The 12870-nt window shown below is 60.8% G+C and carries 18 protein-coding genes; 3 read left to right on the top strand and 15 right to left on the bottom strand.

Annotation, left to right across the window (positions count from 1 at the left end; genetic code table 11):
• Positions 1–2: 2 nt before the first annotated feature.
• The 11 genes from NKI01_RS08445 to NKI01_RS08495 all read right to left on the bottom strand — a co-directional run bounded on the left by NKI01_RS08445 (position 3) and on the right by NKI01_RS08495 (position 8076).
• On the bottom strand, positions 3–575 hold the full coding sequence (locus NKI01_RS08445) for a DUF3299 domain-containing protein (RefSeq protein ID WP_023717643.1): 573 nt from the start codon (positions 573–575) through the stop codon (positions 3–5).
• 61 nt (positions 576–636) lie between these two features.
• Positions 637–1218, bottom strand: a complete 582-nt coding sequence (locus NKI01_RS08450; RefSeq protein ID WP_352482601.1) for a GNAT family N-acetyltransferase — start codon at positions 1216–1218, stop codon at positions 637–639.
• Positions 1178–1882, bottom strand: coding sequence for a DNA alkylation repair protein (locus NKI01_RS08455; RefSeq protein WP_352962775.1), 705 nt, complete (start codon positions 1880–1882; stop codon positions 1178–1180). Before NKI01_RS08455 ends, NKI01_RS08450 begins: the two co-directional genes overlap by 41 nt.
• A 9-nt stretch (positions 1883–1891) precedes the next feature.
• Complete coding sequence (locus NKI01_RS08460) at positions 1892–2761, bottom strand: NAD(P)-dependent oxidoreductase (RefSeq protein ID WP_352962778.1); 870 nt, start codon at positions 2759–2761, stop codon at positions 1892–1894.
• A 64-nt stretch (positions 2762–2825) separates the two neighbouring features.
• Positions 2826–3653, bottom strand: coding sequence for an ABC transporter permease (locus NKI01_RS08465; protein ID WP_023717639.1), 828 nt, complete (start codon positions 3651–3653; stop codon positions 2826–2828).
• Complete coding sequence (locus NKI01_RS08470; protein WP_023675013.1) at positions 3650–4363, bottom strand: ABC transporter permease; 714 nt, start codon at positions 4361–4363, stop codon at positions 3650–3652. The genes NKI01_RS08465 and NKI01_RS08470 overlap by 4 nt, the downstream gene beginning before the upstream one ends.
• Positions 4364–4481: 118 nt before the next feature.
• Entirely contained in the window at positions 4482–5264 is a 783-nt protein-coding gene (locus NKI01_RS08475) for an ABC transporter substrate-binding protein (protein WP_023717637.1), read from the bottom strand.
• A 212-nt stretch (positions 5265–5476) separates the two neighbouring features.
• Positions 5477–5986 carry a molybdopterin-guanine dinucleotide biosynthesis protein B gene (gene mobB, locus NKI01_RS08480; protein WP_023717636.1) on the bottom strand — a complete coding sequence of 170 codons (510 nt, stop codon included), beginning with the start codon at positions 5984–5986 and terminating at the stop codon, positions 5477–5479.
• A complete protein-coding gene (gene mobA, locus NKI01_RS08485) occupies positions 5983–6612 on the bottom strand; it encodes a molybdenum cofactor guanylyltransferase MobA (protein WP_352482600.1) in 630 nt (209 codons plus the stop codon). Before mobA ends, mobB begins: the two co-directional genes overlap by 4 nt.
• Before the next feature lie 65 nt (positions 6613–6677).
• Complete coding sequence (locus tag NKI01_RS08490; RefSeq protein ID WP_023717634.1) at positions 6678–7598, bottom strand: DMT family transporter; 921 nt, start codon at positions 7596–7598, stop codon at positions 6678–6680.
• Positions 7599–7719: 121 nt separating this feature from the next.
• On the bottom strand, positions 7720–8076 hold the full coding sequence (locus NKI01_RS08495; RefSeq protein ID WP_023717633.1) for a hypothetical protein: 357 nt from the start codon (positions 8074–8076) through the stop codon (positions 7720–7722).
• A gap of 260 nt (positions 8077–8336) precedes the next feature.
• Between NKI01_RS08495 and NKI01_RS08500 the strand changes: the two genes are divergently transcribed.
• Positions 8337–8999 carry a DUF1579 family protein gene (locus NKI01_RS08500; protein WP_031193573.1) on the top strand — a complete coding sequence of 221 codons (663 nt, stop codon included), beginning with the start codon at positions 8337–8339 and terminating at the stop codon, positions 8997–8999.
• A gap of 51 nt (positions 9000–9050) precedes the next feature.
• Here the strand turns inward: NKI01_RS08500 and NKI01_RS08505 are convergent, their stop codons facing one another.
• On the bottom strand, positions 9051–9524 hold the full coding sequence (locus NKI01_RS08505; RefSeq protein ID WP_023717630.1) for a hypothetical protein: 474 nt from the start codon (positions 9522–9524) through the stop codon (positions 9051–9053).
• Positions 9525–9582: 58 nt separating this feature from the next.
• Positions 9583–10578, bottom strand: coding sequence for a GTP 3',8-cyclase MoaA (moaA, locus tag NKI01_RS08510; RefSeq protein WP_352494639.1), 996 nt, complete (start codon positions 10576–10578; stop codon positions 9583–9585).
• A gap of 198 nt (positions 10579–10776) precedes the next feature.
• Here moaA and NKI01_RS08515 point away from each other — a divergent pair, with 198 nt between their 5' ends.
• On the top strand, positions 10777–11130 hold the full coding sequence (locus NKI01_RS08515) for a gamma-butyrobetaine hydroxylase family protein (RefSeq protein WP_023717628.1): 354 nt from the start codon (positions 10777–10779) through the stop codon (positions 11128–11130).
• 22 nt (positions 11131–11152) lie between these two features.
• On the opposite strand, the gene NKI01_RS08520 is transcribed toward NKI01_RS08515, so the two are convergent.
• On the bottom strand, positions 11153–11581 hold the full coding sequence (locus tag NKI01_RS08520) for a nuclear transport factor 2 family protein (protein WP_352494640.1): 429 nt from the start codon (positions 11579–11581) through the stop codon (positions 11153–11155).
• A gap of 149 nt (positions 11582–11730) precedes the next feature.
• On the opposite strand from NKI01_RS08520, the gene NKI01_RS08525 reads away from it, so the two are divergent.
• Positions 11731–12342, top strand: coding sequence for a pyridoxamine 5'-phosphate oxidase family protein (locus tag NKI01_RS08525; protein WP_352962781.1), 612 nt, complete (start codon positions 11731–11733; stop codon positions 12340–12342).
• A 44-nt stretch (positions 12343–12386) separates the two neighbouring features.
• On the opposite strand, the gene NKI01_RS08530 is transcribed toward NKI01_RS08525, so the two are convergent.
• A complete protein-coding gene (locus tag NKI01_RS08530; RefSeq protein ID WP_352494642.1) occupies positions 12387–12839 on the bottom strand; it encodes a MarR family winged helix-turn-helix transcriptional regulator in 453 nt (150 codons plus the stop codon).
• Between the last annotated feature and the right edge of the window lie 31 nt (positions 12840–12870).

A 12870-nucleotide genomic window follows, 5' to 3' on the forward strand; every position in this document is an offset into this window, starting at 1 on the left:
GCTTAGTTCTTCTTTTTGTTGAGGAAAGTCCAGGGCGAGTTGACCGGCAGCGTGATCGTGTCCGGCACGGTGTCGACGTTGACCACCTCGGCCTTGCGCACAGTGTAGCCCGACTGGATGACACTGACGCCGTCAAGGATGAAAAGCTGGCTCTTCTCCATGCCTGGCTCTAGTGCGCCAGTTATCGAAACCGGCTGGTAGGCCTCGGACATCCGGTAGGGTTGCGCAGGCGTAACGAGGACGATCTGGTTGGGCGGCGGCGTCGGCATATGGCTGCAGGCCCCTGTCCAGGGCACCAGCAGGAATTGATAGACGAGATCACCGTCGCGATCGACCGGCAGTGCGTAGCCCGCGAGCTGCACGGTCTGGTCCTGCAAATCGTGAGAGAGCGTTTCGCCATGATCCGGCATTTTGGCCGCGATCATTGGCAGTCCGACGCTTTCGGCGGCTGCCTGGGTCGCTGGGCGCAGATCCTTCCAGAAAATGTGCATGGTCCCAGCGGAAGCGCTTGCCGCGATGGCGGACGCCAACAAGGCAGTCGCCAAGACCGCGCCTGATTTAAAACGGTTGCTCATCGCTGCTCCGCTGTTGAGCCTTGATCTGCGGACATCAAGTAAAGCTGCCGCTGTCCACTGGTCAACGCTCAAGCCGCATCACATGCCGGCGCGAGCCGGCTATGCCAATCTCGCGAAAGCCACGGGCGACGAACATGCCGCGAAACCCCATGAAGCTGTAGCTCGGCGAAGCATCGTCGACCGGATAGGCTTCGATCATCCTGGCGCCTTTGGCAACGGCGTGATCGATGGCCGCGTCGAGCAATGCGCTTGCCAGCCCGCCACCGCGCAGCGCTCTCGGTACATAGAAGCAGACGATCGACCAGATGCCCATCTCGCTATCGTCCTGCTGCCGCGACAGCCTGCGGTAGGTCTCGCGCGGCGCGACCGAGCACCAGCCGACGGTCCGGCCATCGATCTGGGCGACAATGCCGACCGGCGTGCCAGCCTCGATCAGCGCCATCATCGCGCGTTTCTTCTCGTCGTTCTCGACATGCTCGCGGCGGTCGAGGTTGCGCCAGGCCATGCACCAGCAATATTTCGGCCCGCCGGGTTGCTCGAACAGGTTTTCGAAATCAGCGCGCGTCGATTGCGTCACCTCCGTGAAGCGCACTTTGCTCAGGTCAAGCTTTTCTGGCGGCGAGCCGTTCGAGCGTCTTGGCATCGGAAAGTTCCTTCACGGCGTCCTTGCCGATCCAGCGCGCAGTCCTGTCTGTCGAGGCCGCTAGTTTTTGCGCCAGGGCAAGGGCAGGGCCGTGCAAATTCATCGATCGTTTGCCGATCGAACGAAGCGCCCAGTTCACCGCCTTCTTCACAAAATTGCGGCCGTCGGTCGCATGCGCTTCGATGATCGACAGGAATTCGAGGAAGGTCGCCTCGGGTTCCTTCTTCCGGTGGACCACCGACCAAGCCATCATCGCAAACGCCGTGCGCCGAACGAATTCCCGTTCGTCGACCGCGAATTCGGCGATCAGTTCCCTCCAGCAATCCGTATCGACAAAGAGATCGGAGACCCCGTCGACGATATCCCACGAGTCGAAAGTCGCCGCCCATCGTCTTGCATCCGCGGCGGAGAACCGCTCTGGATCGGCGGTCACGGAGGCGATGAACTGCGCCTCCATGATGCCTGTCTGCCAAAGCTCGAAGGCACGGTCATGGTTGCGCTTGATCTTCTTGGCAATCTGCCGCTGCACGCCATGCGAGATACCGAGCGCACGTTCGATCTTGATGCCGTAGCGCAGCATGCCAAGTCGATTTTCCTCCGAGGCGATCGAGCGCAAATGAGCGACGATTTCGGCGGCGCTGGATTGAGGCGAAAGCTCGGCCACGGTGAAATCCTACTTCTCCAGTCTTGCCAGCAGCGAGGACGTGTCCCAGCGCTTGCCGCCCATTACCTGGACGTCCTTGTAGAACTGGTCGACAAGTGCCGTCACCGGCAGTTTGGCGCCGTTGCGGTCGGCCTCGGCGAGGCAGATGCCAAGATCCTTGCGCATCCAGTCGACGGCGAAGCCGAAATCATATTTGCCGGCATTCATCGTCTTGTGGCGGTTCTCCATCTGCCAGGAACCAGCGGCGCCCTTGGAAATCACCTCGATGACCTCTTCGATGTCGAGCCCGGCCTGCTTGCCGAAATGGATACCTTCGGCCAATCCCTGAACGAGGCCGGCGATGCAGATCTGGTTGATCATCTTGGTGAGCTGGCCAGCCCCTGCCGGTCCCATCAACCCGACCATGCGGGCATAAGCATCTATGACCGGCTTGGCCCTGTCGAAGGCGTCTGGCTCGCCGCCGACCATCACGGTCAGCACGCCGTTCTCAGCGCCTGCCTGACCGCCGGAGACCGGAGCGTCGAGGGACGAAAACCCGAGCGCTTGCGCCTGCTGCGCCAGTTCGCGCGCGACCTCGGCCGATGCCGTGGTGTTGTCGACGAAGATGGCGCCTTTCTTCATGGAATTGAAGGCGCCTCCGGTGGCGGTCGTCACGGAGCGCAGATCGTCGTCATTGCCGACGCAGGAAAAAACGAAGTCCTTGCCCTCGGCCGCCTCCGCTGGCGTCGCTGCGAAGCTGCCACCATGCTGGGCAACCCACTGCTCGGCCTTGGCCCTGGTACGGTTGTAGACGGTGACGTCGTGACCGCCCTTGTTCTTGAGATGCCCGGCCATCGGATAACCCATGACGCCAAGACCGAGAAATGCCACCGAAGCCATGTTTTCGAATCCCTTAGAAACCTGCTTTGCGGCCTTCTTATCGGATCAGGCAAGGGGATGGGAGTCAGCGGTGCAGATGGATGGTGATACGCCGTTCGATCCACTCGACGCCGTGGCGCAATGTTTCGACGATGACCAGATAGATGATCGCCGCCCAGATATACGACTGAAAGTCGAAGGTGCGCGCATAAGTGAGCCGGGTGATGCCCATCAAATCGTAGACCGTGATGATGGCGACGATTGCCGAGCCCTTGATCATCAGGATGATCTCGTTGCCATAAGGGCGCAGCGCCACAATCAGCGCCTGCGGCAGGATGATTTTCCACATCGTCTGCAGTTTGTGCAGGCCGAGCGAGGCGGCACCTTCCCATTGGCCCCTTGGCACGCTCTCGATCGCGCCACGCAAAATCTCGGCCTGGTAGGCGGCCGTATTCAGCGAAAAGGCGAAGATCGCGCAGTTGAACGCTTCGCGGAAGAAGCCCCACAGGCCGACCATCTCGAGCTCCGGTCGGAAGGAGCCGACCCCGTAGTAGACCAGGAAGGTCTGCGCCAACAGCGGCGTGCCGCGAAAGAAATAGACATAGGCATAGGCGAACCCCGAAAGGATCGGATTGTTCGACATACGTGCATAGGCGATCGGCACCGACAGGATCGCACCAAGCACAATCGAGATGGCAACCAGCAGCAGGGTGATGCCAAGGCCGGATATGTAGCCGGGTGCATATTTCTGGAAGAACTCCGGGTTCCACGCAGTGACCAGGTAGACGACCACGCCAATGCCGAGAGCGATCCACAGGCCGACCAGGACATGGCCGAGGATGCGTTGGCGCGACCAGCCGCGTGCGGGCGGCGGCGGCCGGTCAACCTTCAGCGTGTCGGTGGCCAGGCTCATCTCTTGACCTCGCTGCCGCCAACCGCTCGTTCGATCGCATTGATGCCGAAGGAGGAGACGATCGCTAGCAGGAGATAGATCAGGCCGGCAAAACCGTAAAACAGGAAGGCGTGCTTGGTGACGCGAGCGGCAACCCCGCTCTGCCGGAGGATCTCGTTGAGGCCGACGGCCGAGACGAGCGCGGTGTCCTTGAGCAGGATCAGCCAAAGATTGGCAAGTCCGGGCAATGCGATGCGGATTAACTGCGGCAGTACGATCAGCCGCATCGTCTGGCCGCTGGACAGGCCAACCGAATAGCCTCCCTCATATTGCCCTTTTGGAATCGCGCGGAAGGCGGATAAAAACACCTCGCTGGAATAAGAGGAGAAGATGAAGCACAGCGCGATCATCCCGGCGACGAAGCTGTTGACGTCGGCCGATGTCCCGGGGCTCACCAGCCGGACAATGTATTGCAGGATTAATGGGATGCCGAAGAAGATCAGAAACAGCGTGAGCAGCTCGGGTATTCCGCGAAAGATCGTGGTGTAGATGTTCCCGGCCAGTCTCAGCGACGGCTCTTCCGACTGTTTGGCCAGCGCCACGAAAAAGCCGAGCGTCAGCCCGAAGGGCAGCGTGGCCAGCGCAAGACATACTGTGACAAACACACCCGCGGCGATGTCGTCGAGCCAGCCTTCGGGTCCCCAACTGAGAAGCGTCAGTGCGCTCTGCATCCGCCTGCCTGTTCTCCTTAAGGCTCGTTGAGACCCGTACCGCATCACCCCTCGTGCGCGGCATCCTTATAAGAACGGCGGGAATCTCCCGCCGTTCACGTTGTCCTATGTCGGTCGATCAGGACTCGCCGCCGTAAACGTCATATTTGAAGTATTTGTCGTTGATTTCCTTGTACTTTCCGTTTGCGCGGATCGCGTCGATCGCCGCATTGAACTGGTTGACCAGGTCGGTCTCGCCTTTGCGCACGGCAATGCCGGCGCCCGGACCGTGGATTTCGATGACGGGCTTGATTGTGCCGACCAGCTTGCAGCAGGCGCCGTCCGGCGAATCCAGCCATTGCTGCAGCACGACGATGTCGTCATTGGCGGCATCGAGCCGGCCATTGGCCAGATCGAGCTGGTATTCCTGCGCGGTCGGATACGGCTTGACGGTGCTGTCGGTGTAAGTCTTGGTCGAATAGTTGAAATGGGTGGTGGATGCCTGCACGCCGATCGTCTTGCCGGCCAAATCTTCCTTGGTGACACCCTTGATATCAGTGTCCTTAGGCGCGGCGATTGCCGGCGGCGTATTGTAATATTTGTGGGTGAAGTCGACCTTCTCGGCGCGTTCCGGGGTGATCGACATAGACGCGACAATGGCGTCGAACTTGCCTGCCTGAAGGGCTGGAATGATGCCGTCCCAGTCCTGCGCGACAAAAGTGCACTTCACCTTCATCTCGTCGCACAGTGCCTTGGCGATATCGATATCGAAGCCCACGAGCTGGCCGTCGGCGGTGAGGTTGTTGAATGGCGGATACGCTCCTTCGGTGCCGATCCTCAAGGTTTTTTCCTGGGCCTGGGCAACGCCAAGCGTCAGCAGCGCAGCCGATGCGGCGAGCGCGATACGCAGTGCAATACGCATAATGGTCCTCTCTGTTGGTCCCGGCCGTCGTTCCCGAACGGCTCTGTGGGCGGTGCTTTTGACCGCCCGCTGGCGCGATACTCCCATTCTTTCCCAAGAAAAAGCAACTGCAAAACCGCCGCTTGAGGGAAGGTCATGTTCAGAAAACGGTGACGCTGGGTCAAACGCCTAAATGGAGAGAAAGTGGCGGGAAGCTCCCCGCGGCCGCAGTCTCAGCGCGTCAGGCCGGTGGCGCGTTCGATGAAGTCGGCTATCGAATTCGTGTCGTCGAGATCGAAGACCGGCAAGTCTTCGCCGACAATGGGAAAGTCGGAGGCGACGGCGATAATGTGTGGATCGCCTGCCGAGAGCGGTGTCCGGTCCTTGGCCTCGAGCCGTCGCGTCTCGATTTTCTTGTGCGCCTCGCGCTTGTAGCCCTCGACCAGCACGATGTCGGAGGGTGCCAGCCGTGACAGGATCGCCTCCAGCGTCGGCTCGTCCTCGCCACGCAATTCGTGCATCAGCGCCCAGCGCCTGCCCGACACGATCGCCACCTCCATCGCTCCCGCCTGGCGGTGGCGAAAGCTATCCGCTCCAGGTTTGTCGATGTCGAAATCATGATGGGCGTGTTTTACAGTCGACACTTTCCAGCTGCGCCGGACGAGTTCGGCTACCAGCTTTTCGGTCAATGTCGTCTTGCCGGAGTTCTTCCAGCCAGTGATGCCGAAGATACGTCTGTTCATGGCTCGATGCTCTGCAACAGATGCGCGGCCCGGGCAAGGTCGTCGGGAGTGTTGATGTTGAAGAAGGGATCGATCTCGGCCCCTCTGGATTTCAGGATGGGAAAATCCACTTCGACAAAACCGTGCCGGTCGATGAACGCCGAAACGCGCCGGTTGTCTTCCTCGACGAGAAATTGGCGCAAGGCCTGGTCGAGCCCCAGCGGCCAGAGCGCAAACGTCGGATGCCGTTTGCCGCCGGAACAGGCAACGGCGATCGAGCCCGGGCGTGCATAGGCTGCCGCGAGCAGCCGCTCGACCATATCCTTGGGCAGGAAAGGCGTATCGCCTGCAGCCGTGACCAGCGCCTGGCAAGTGGTGTCGGAAGCCCATTCGAGGCCGGTCAGGATCCCGGCAAGCGGCCCGGCATAACCCTTGACGGTGTCGGCAAGCACGGGAAGCCCCGTCGCGGCAAACCGTGCCGGATCGCCATTGGCGTTGAGCGCCAGCGGGCCGACCTGCGGGCCAAGGCGCGAAACGACACGGTCGAGCAGGGTCCCATCGCCAAGCGCAAGCAGCGTCTTGTCGCCGCCGCCCATCCGGCTCGACCGGCCGCCGGCCAGAATGATCCCTGCGATATCTCGGCCCATCGTTTGCTGCTAGACCCTATGACCAAAATCAAGTTTTCAAATCAGACGGTCGTCAACGGTCGCGCCTATATGCCGTCCGGCGCCATGTCCGGTCCAGCGCTTTCGGCAGCTGTCTTTCGCCGGCCGACGATCCGTTCGCGGTAGAGCGCATAGAGGCCTGAGGCGATGATGATCGTGGCACCGACGATCATCGGCAGATCGGGGACATCGCCGAAGATCGTGAAGCCAAGCAGGATCGACCAGAGCAGGGCGGTGTAGCGGAACGGCGCGATGAAGGAGATATCGCCCACCCGCATCGCCATGATGATGAACTGGTAGCCAATGAGCACGAGCACCGCCGCCAGCGCCAGGAATGCCGTGCTTTTTCCCGTCATCGGCGTCCAACCGCCCATCGGCGAAAGCAATGCTGCGCCCAGAACGGTCATGGCAAGAGCGGTGGCGGTCGACACCAGCAATGTCGGAATTGCCTGCGGAATCCGCTTGGTGGCGAGGTCGCGCACCGCGCAGCATGCCACGCTAGCCAGTGCCAGCAGAGAAAACATGCTGAACCCTTCGAAGCCCGGCCGCACAATGATCAGCACGCCGGCAAAACCGACGGCAATGGCCAGCCAGCGCCGCCAGCCGACGCCCTCGTTGAACACAAGCGCGGCGCCCATCGTCACAGCCAGCGGCAGCGCCTGCAGCACGGCGGACACATTGGCGATCGGAAGATGTGCCAGAGCAACCAGGAACGACACCGTGGCGCCGGCCTCGCTGGCGACGCGCAGCGCAACTGTCGGCTGCAGCATCGAGCCAGGCCGGGCAAGCGCGCCGCGTTGCCACGCAAGCAGGGCAACGAAAAGCGAAGCGAAGGCGCCGCGGATCAGCATGACCTGCGCCATGTTCATCGATTCCGACGAGAATTTGGTGATTGCATCGTTGAGGGTGAAGCCAATCATGGCCACCATCATGAACAACGCGCCGCGCAGATTTGGCGAAAGAGGCAAGGCGATTACCGGGTGAGTCCTGCAGCAAGCGTCTAGCAGGCACCCGCAAAACAGCAACGTCAAAGGGCTGGGCCACAGCCTTTCTGTGGCCCGTGACATCTACCTCGCAAGAGCGGCAGGCTTATTTGCGCGTCAGCACCTCGGTGCCGTTGCCTTCCTTGCCGGCAATCGTCCACAGGCCATGCAGCGAGCCGTCTTCCTGCACCTTGTAGACGACAAGGCCAACCGCCTTGCCCATGACATAGCCGGCGGAGAAGGCATCGTCGTTGCGCATGCAGATGCCGTCCGAGGACGAGCCGCCTGTCTCCCAATGGATCGTGCAGGTAGTCTCGCTGGTCAGCGTGATCGTCGCGTCGCCACCATAGGACGATCCATCGAAGTTGGTGCCGGCCACGGCATAGGTGCCGCCGATCGACTGGGCCGCCGCGGGTAGGGCCGCGAAGCTGAGCAATGCAACAGAAAGAATGAGTTTGTGCATATCGTATTCCCCCACTGGGCGAAGAACCGCTCCAGAGCAGAGGCTAGGCCCGAACGGGCTTGCGGTAAATCCGGTAACCGTTTGCGGACAAGACCTTTTCTGGGTGTGATCCCGAAATGTGCCGTTCCAAAGGATGGGTTCGGAGGGCAAATCGATCACACTGCGGCTCGAGGAAAATTTTTCGACGAGATCAAATTTGCTCGGCAAGATTCACCAAATTGGTCATTGTAGGCTTCTGATCTTGTCTGGGGAGGTGGTCCATGATGAATGCACGAGGCAATGCGGACATGCTTGGCACAGGCAGCAGGCGGCACGTTTCGTCGGCTTCCCGGTTCTCTTCTGCACTGGCGGTTATCCTCATGGCGATGGCGCCTGCCTTCGCCGAGAACGGCGCTTCGGCGTCGGCAGTCGAACGGATGTCCACGCCGGGTCACGAAGCGGATGAACTCGCTCGCCGCGTCGGGAAATGGTCCGTCGTCAACACGATCTGGCCAACGCCCGGCGCCCAGCCGATTGTGATGACCGGGCTGGTGGCCGAGCGTACGATGATCGGCCCCTTCATGCAGGAGGTGATGCGACCGGCGCCCGGGTCGAAAATCCCAGACTTCCAGCGGATAGCCTATTTGAGCTATGACCGCGTGGAGGGCCGCTGGAAGTATGTCTCGATGGATACCCGTTTCCCGGCAGGGATCATGCCCGCCTGGAGTTTTGGTGGCGAGGAGGACGGCAAGATTTCGCTGCTTTTCGAGCCGCTTGGTTTCGTCGGCTTCGGGCCCGAGGTCGAAGGGCGGTTCACTGCCTCCGATTTCGTCATTTCCAGGGACGGCGACAATCACGAAGTGGCCGAGCAGCATTTCCTTCAGGCCAATGGCAGCGGCAAGAAATGGCTTGCCGTACGATACGACTACACGCGTCAACCGTGACTCGTTAGCAAAAACAACGGGTTGCGAATATGTTCCGAGGTCGCCGGATGCTCACGGTCCCCTGAGGCTGCCGGCGATCGCTCCGATAAGCGGGTCGTATTTCGATTTCAAGGCTGGCGGATAGTCGATCCAGACCGTACGGATGACACCGTCTTTTCCGAACAGGCGGCGTTCGTAGAAGATGTTCTCGCCTTTGATGCCCGACAGCACCGCCCAGTCCTTGCCGGTCTTGCTGTAGGTAATCTTGTAGCCAGGTTCCTTGCTGCCCCTCTGGGCGGAGACGAAGGCTGTCGGAGTTTCATCATCGATATTGAGGATGCCTGAACAGATCAGGCTGGCGCCATCAGCCGTGAGCCATTGTTGTCCATCGCCATTGTCCGGCTCAGGCTGGCGAAGAGTGAAGATCTCATCCGGAAAGGTGCAGACGGTACCGAAGCGCTCGTTCGTATAGGTGAGTGGCGCGGCAACTGCCATGGTCCCCGCCATCACTCCGAAAAACGTCGGGATTGCAAAAAGCCGCTGCATGAGCCTTGCCTCGAAGCCGATGCCAAGGCGATTATTCTTGCACGAAATCGGTGACAAATCAGCCGCCGGTGACGCTCATATGCCGCGACACCGATGGGCGGTTGGTGCGGCGATCAATGATGAAGTCGTGGCCTTTCGGCTTGCGGCCGATTGCTTCGTCGATGGCGTCGGCGACCAGCTCGTTGCCTTCGGACGCACGCAGTGGTACGCGCAGGTCGGCTGCATCTTCCTGGCCGAGGCACATGTAAAGCGTGCCGGTGCAGGTCAGCCGGACCCGGTTGCAGCTTTCGCAGAAATTATGCGTCATCGGCGTGATGAAGCCGAGCCGCCCGCCGGTCTCGGCGACGTGGACATAGCGGGCCGGGCCACCGGTCTTATAGGGAATATCGCTCAGCGAGAACTGGCGCTCGAGTGCTGCGCGCAGCAGCGACAGCGGCAAATACTGGTCGGTGCGGTCGGCGTCGATCTCGCCCATCGGCATTGTTTCGATGACCGTCAGATCCATGCCGCGGCCATGCGCCCAGCGCAGCATTTCCGGCAATTCGGCGTCATTGAAGTCCTTCAAGGCCACCGCATTGAGTTTTACCTTCAGCCCCGCCGCCTGCGCCGCGTCGATGCCGTCCATGACCTTATCCAGATTGCCCCAGCGGGTGATCTGGCGGAATTTGTCGGCATCGAGGGTGTCGAGCGAGACGTTGATGCGTTTGACGCCGCAGTCGGCGAGCTCGGCGGCAAAGCGTGAAAGCTGCGATCCGTTGGTGGTCAGCGTCAGCTCTTCCAGCGCACCGCTCTCGAGATGCCGCGAAAGCTGGCGCACCAGATGCATGATGTTCTTGCGCACCAGCGGCTCACCGCCGGTGAGGCGGAGCTTGCGCACGCCCTTTTCGATGAAGACCGTGCAAAGCCGGTCGAGCTCTTCCAGCGACAGCAGGTCCTTCTTGGGCAGGAACGTCATGTCCTCGGCCATGCAATAGGTGCAGCGGAAATCGCAGCGGTCGGTGACCGACACGCGCAGGTAGGTGATCGTGCGACCGAAAGGATCGATCATATCCATGCTTATGCGCTTCCCGTGGCCGTGAACGGCTTCGTTATATATGGCTATGTGATGCGAGCCAACTTGCCATTCAAGATAGAAGCTCGCGATCTGCGGTAACACCCCGACGCCGACAGATCATGTCGGAACTTTCCATGCGGCCTTTTCCCTCAACGCGAAGCGGCGTAGGGAAGGCTGTCTTCCGCAGGATCCACCAGCATGACAGCGCCAAAGGAACTCAGGGTCTCGAAGGACCGCAAGCTGCTTTCCGTCACCTTTCCGGGCCATCAGCCGTTCGAATTGCCAGCCGAGCTGCTGCGTGTTGCCTCGCCGTCGGCCGAGGTGCAGGGCCATTCGCCCGAACAGCGCGTCACCGTTCCCGGCAAGCGCAATGTAGCGATCCTTAAGATCGAGCCGGTCGGCAACTATGCCGTGCGCATCACCTTCGACGATTTCCACGACACCGGCATCTTCACCTGGAATTACCTGCATACGCTGGGTCATGAGAAGGATGCACGCTGGGCCGCCTATCTCGCCGAGCTGGAAGAGAAGGGGCTGAGCCGCGACCGCTGACTGATTTCGCGGGACGCTCCGGTCAACGCAGCATCGCCAGTATCTCGCTGGTGTCGTGATAAAACGGCGTGCCTTCGATCAGCCGGTCATCCTTGAAGCGCAAGACTTCGGCAAACGGCTGCTTGATGGTTGCACCATTGGCCCGCGATGTCAGCGAAAGCGTGCAGCTCATGAACACCATGTCATCGTTTTGGGCGACCTGGAGGTCCTCCACCGCCACGTCGCTCCAGATTTCCCGCATCTTGCGGAAAAGGGCGCCAACGCCGTCGAGGCCGTTCCAGTCACCGGCATAGGGCAGGGAGCGAGGCTCATGCACGACAATCTCGACATGAAATGCGCTTGCAAGCATATCGAGGCTCTCCGACCCTGATTGCAGGAAACGCATTTCAACATTGAACATGTTTTCAATAAGTTCCATGGCGGTGCGTCGCCGGCCGAGCGGTTTCTCCATTTTTGACCTCCGTTTCTGTCAGCACGAAAGCGGTTTGCGCTTGTTCGCGGTCCCTCGACACCCGTTTCCTGATGACCGACAAACGGGCATCGTGTCGTGAAAATGTCATGCGTCTGGAGTAGCGCCGGCAAAGCTTTGGAGACGAAAACATGTCCATGATCACCAGCATCGAACAGCTTGAAGCGCTCTATGGCCTGCCCGGCGAGGCGTCGGTGGTCAAGGAACTCGACCAGCTGATTCGCGAATACGCAGCTATCATCGAGGCTTCGCCGTTTGCCGCGCTCGCAACCTGCGGGCCAGAAGGGCTGGACTGCTCGCCGCGCGGCGATCTCGCCGGGTTCGTCCGCATCCATGATCCGAAAACGCTGATGATGCCGGACCGGCGCGGCAACAACCGTGCCGATTCGCTAAGGAACATCCTTCGCGATCCGCGCGTCGCGCTCCTGTTCCTGGTGCCGGGTTCCGGCACGACGCTGCGCGTCAATGGCCGCGCCCACATCACCACCGATCCCGGGCTCTGCGCCTCGTTCGCCGTCGAGGGCAAGCCGGCGCGCTCGGTGACGATCATCGAGATCGATGCGGTTTATTTCCAGTGCGCCCGCGCCATCCACCGATCGGAACTGTGGAATCCGGCAAGGCATGTCGACCCAAGATCGCTGCCGACCGCCGGCCAAATCCTGGAAATCACCAGCCGCAAGAACATCGACGGCGAGGTCTACGACAGGGAATGGCCGGAGCGCGCGAAAAAATCGATGTGGTGAAGAAATTTGGTGGTGAGGGAATTTGGTGGTGAAGCACTGGGCCGTCAGGCGGTCTTCAACACCTCGGCAATCTTGCGCATCTGTTCGCCGATCATGTCGCATTGTTCCGGCGTCGACTGGCTCATCGCCTTTTCGATCAGCGTCATGTGGACCTTCAGGGCCTGCATCAGCAGTGCTTCGCCTGCCTCAGTCAACGTCAGCCGCAGCACGCGCTTGTCCTTCTCGTCGCTCTCGCGGCGCAGTAGGCCGCGGGTCTCCAACTGCGGCAAAAGCATGGTGATGTTGGAGCGGCCGACCAGCAGGCGGCGAGCGAGGTCGTGCTGCGACATGCCGGGATGGCGGTAGAGGTTCATCAGCACGTCCAGCTGCGCCGGCTTCAGGTCGAGCGGCGCCAGCTTCACCGCCAAGGTGCGTTCCACCACGTGGCAGGCGCGCGCCACCGCAACCCAGTTGCGAAAACGCGGGTTGTCCCAGGGCAGGTCTTGCTTAATGTTCATGTTTGAACTATTATGTTCATGCTTGAACCAA

The sequence above is a fragment of the Mesorhizobium sp. M0815 genome (assembly GCF_040319995.1).
Classification (GTDB): domain Bacteria; phylum Pseudomonadota; class Alphaproteobacteria; order Rhizobiales; family Rhizobiaceae; genus Mesorhizobium.

Coding starts and splice junctions, on each gene's coding strand:
- NKI01_RS08445 (WP_023717643.1), bottom strand. CDS start 575: ATGAGCAACCGTTTTAAATCAGGCGCGGTCTTGGCGACTGCCTTGTTG.
- NKI01_RS08450 (WP_352482601.1), bottom strand. CDS start 1,218: ATGCCAAGACGCTCGAACGGCTCGCCGCCAGAAAAGCTTGACCTGAGC.
- NKI01_RS08460 (WP_352962778.1), bottom strand. CDS start 2,761: ATGGCTTCGGTGGCATTTCTCGGTCTTGGCGTCATGGGTTATCCGATG.
- NKI01_RS08465 (WP_023717639.1), bottom strand. CDS start 3,653: ATGAGCCTGGCCACCGACACGCTGAAGGTTGACCGGCCGCCGCCGCCC.
- NKI01_RS08470 (WP_023675013.1), bottom strand. CDS start 4,363: ATGCAGAGCGCACTGACGCTTCTCAGTTGGGGACCCGAAGGCTGGCTC.
- NKI01_RS08475 (WP_023717637.1), bottom strand. CDS start 5,264: ATGCGTATTGCACTGCGTATCGCGCTCGCCGCATCGGCTGCGCTGCTG.
- mobB (WP_023717636.1), bottom strand. CDS start 5,986: ATGAACAGACGTATCTTCGGCATCACTGGCTGGAAGAACTCCGGCAAG.
- mobA (WP_352482600.1), bottom strand. CDS start 6,612: ATGGGCCGAGATATCGCAGGGATCATTCTGGCCGGCGGCCGGTCGAGC.
- NKI01_RS08495 (WP_023717633.1), bottom strand. CDS start 8,076: ATGCACAAACTCATTCTTTCTGTTGCATTGCTCAGCTTCGCGGCCCTA.
- NKI01_RS08500 (WP_031193573.1), top strand. CDS start 8,337: ATGATGAATGCACGAGGCAATGCGGACATGCTTGGCACAGGCAGCAGG.
- NKI01_RS08505 (WP_023717630.1), bottom strand. CDS start 9,524: ATGCAGCGGCTTTTTGCAATCCCGACGTTTTTCGGAGTGATGGCGGGG.
- moaA (WP_352494639.1), bottom strand. CDS start 10,578: ATGGATATGATCGATCCTTTCGGTCGCACGATCACCTACCTGCGCGTG.
- NKI01_RS08515 (WP_023717628.1), top strand. CDS start 10,777: ATGACAGCGCCAAAGGAACTCAGGGTCTCGAAGGACCGCAAGCTGCTT.
- NKI01_RS08520 (WP_352494640.1), bottom strand. CDS start 11,581: ATGGAGAAACCGCTCGGCCGGCGACGCACCGCCATGGAACTTATTGAA.
- NKI01_RS08525 (WP_352962781.1), top strand. CDS start 11,731: ATGTCCATGATCACCAGCATCGAACAGCTTGAAGCGCTCTATGGCCTG.
- NKI01_RS08530 (WP_352494642.1), bottom strand. CDS start 12,839: ATGAACATTAAGCAAGACCTGCCCTGGGACAACCCGCGTTTTCGCAAC.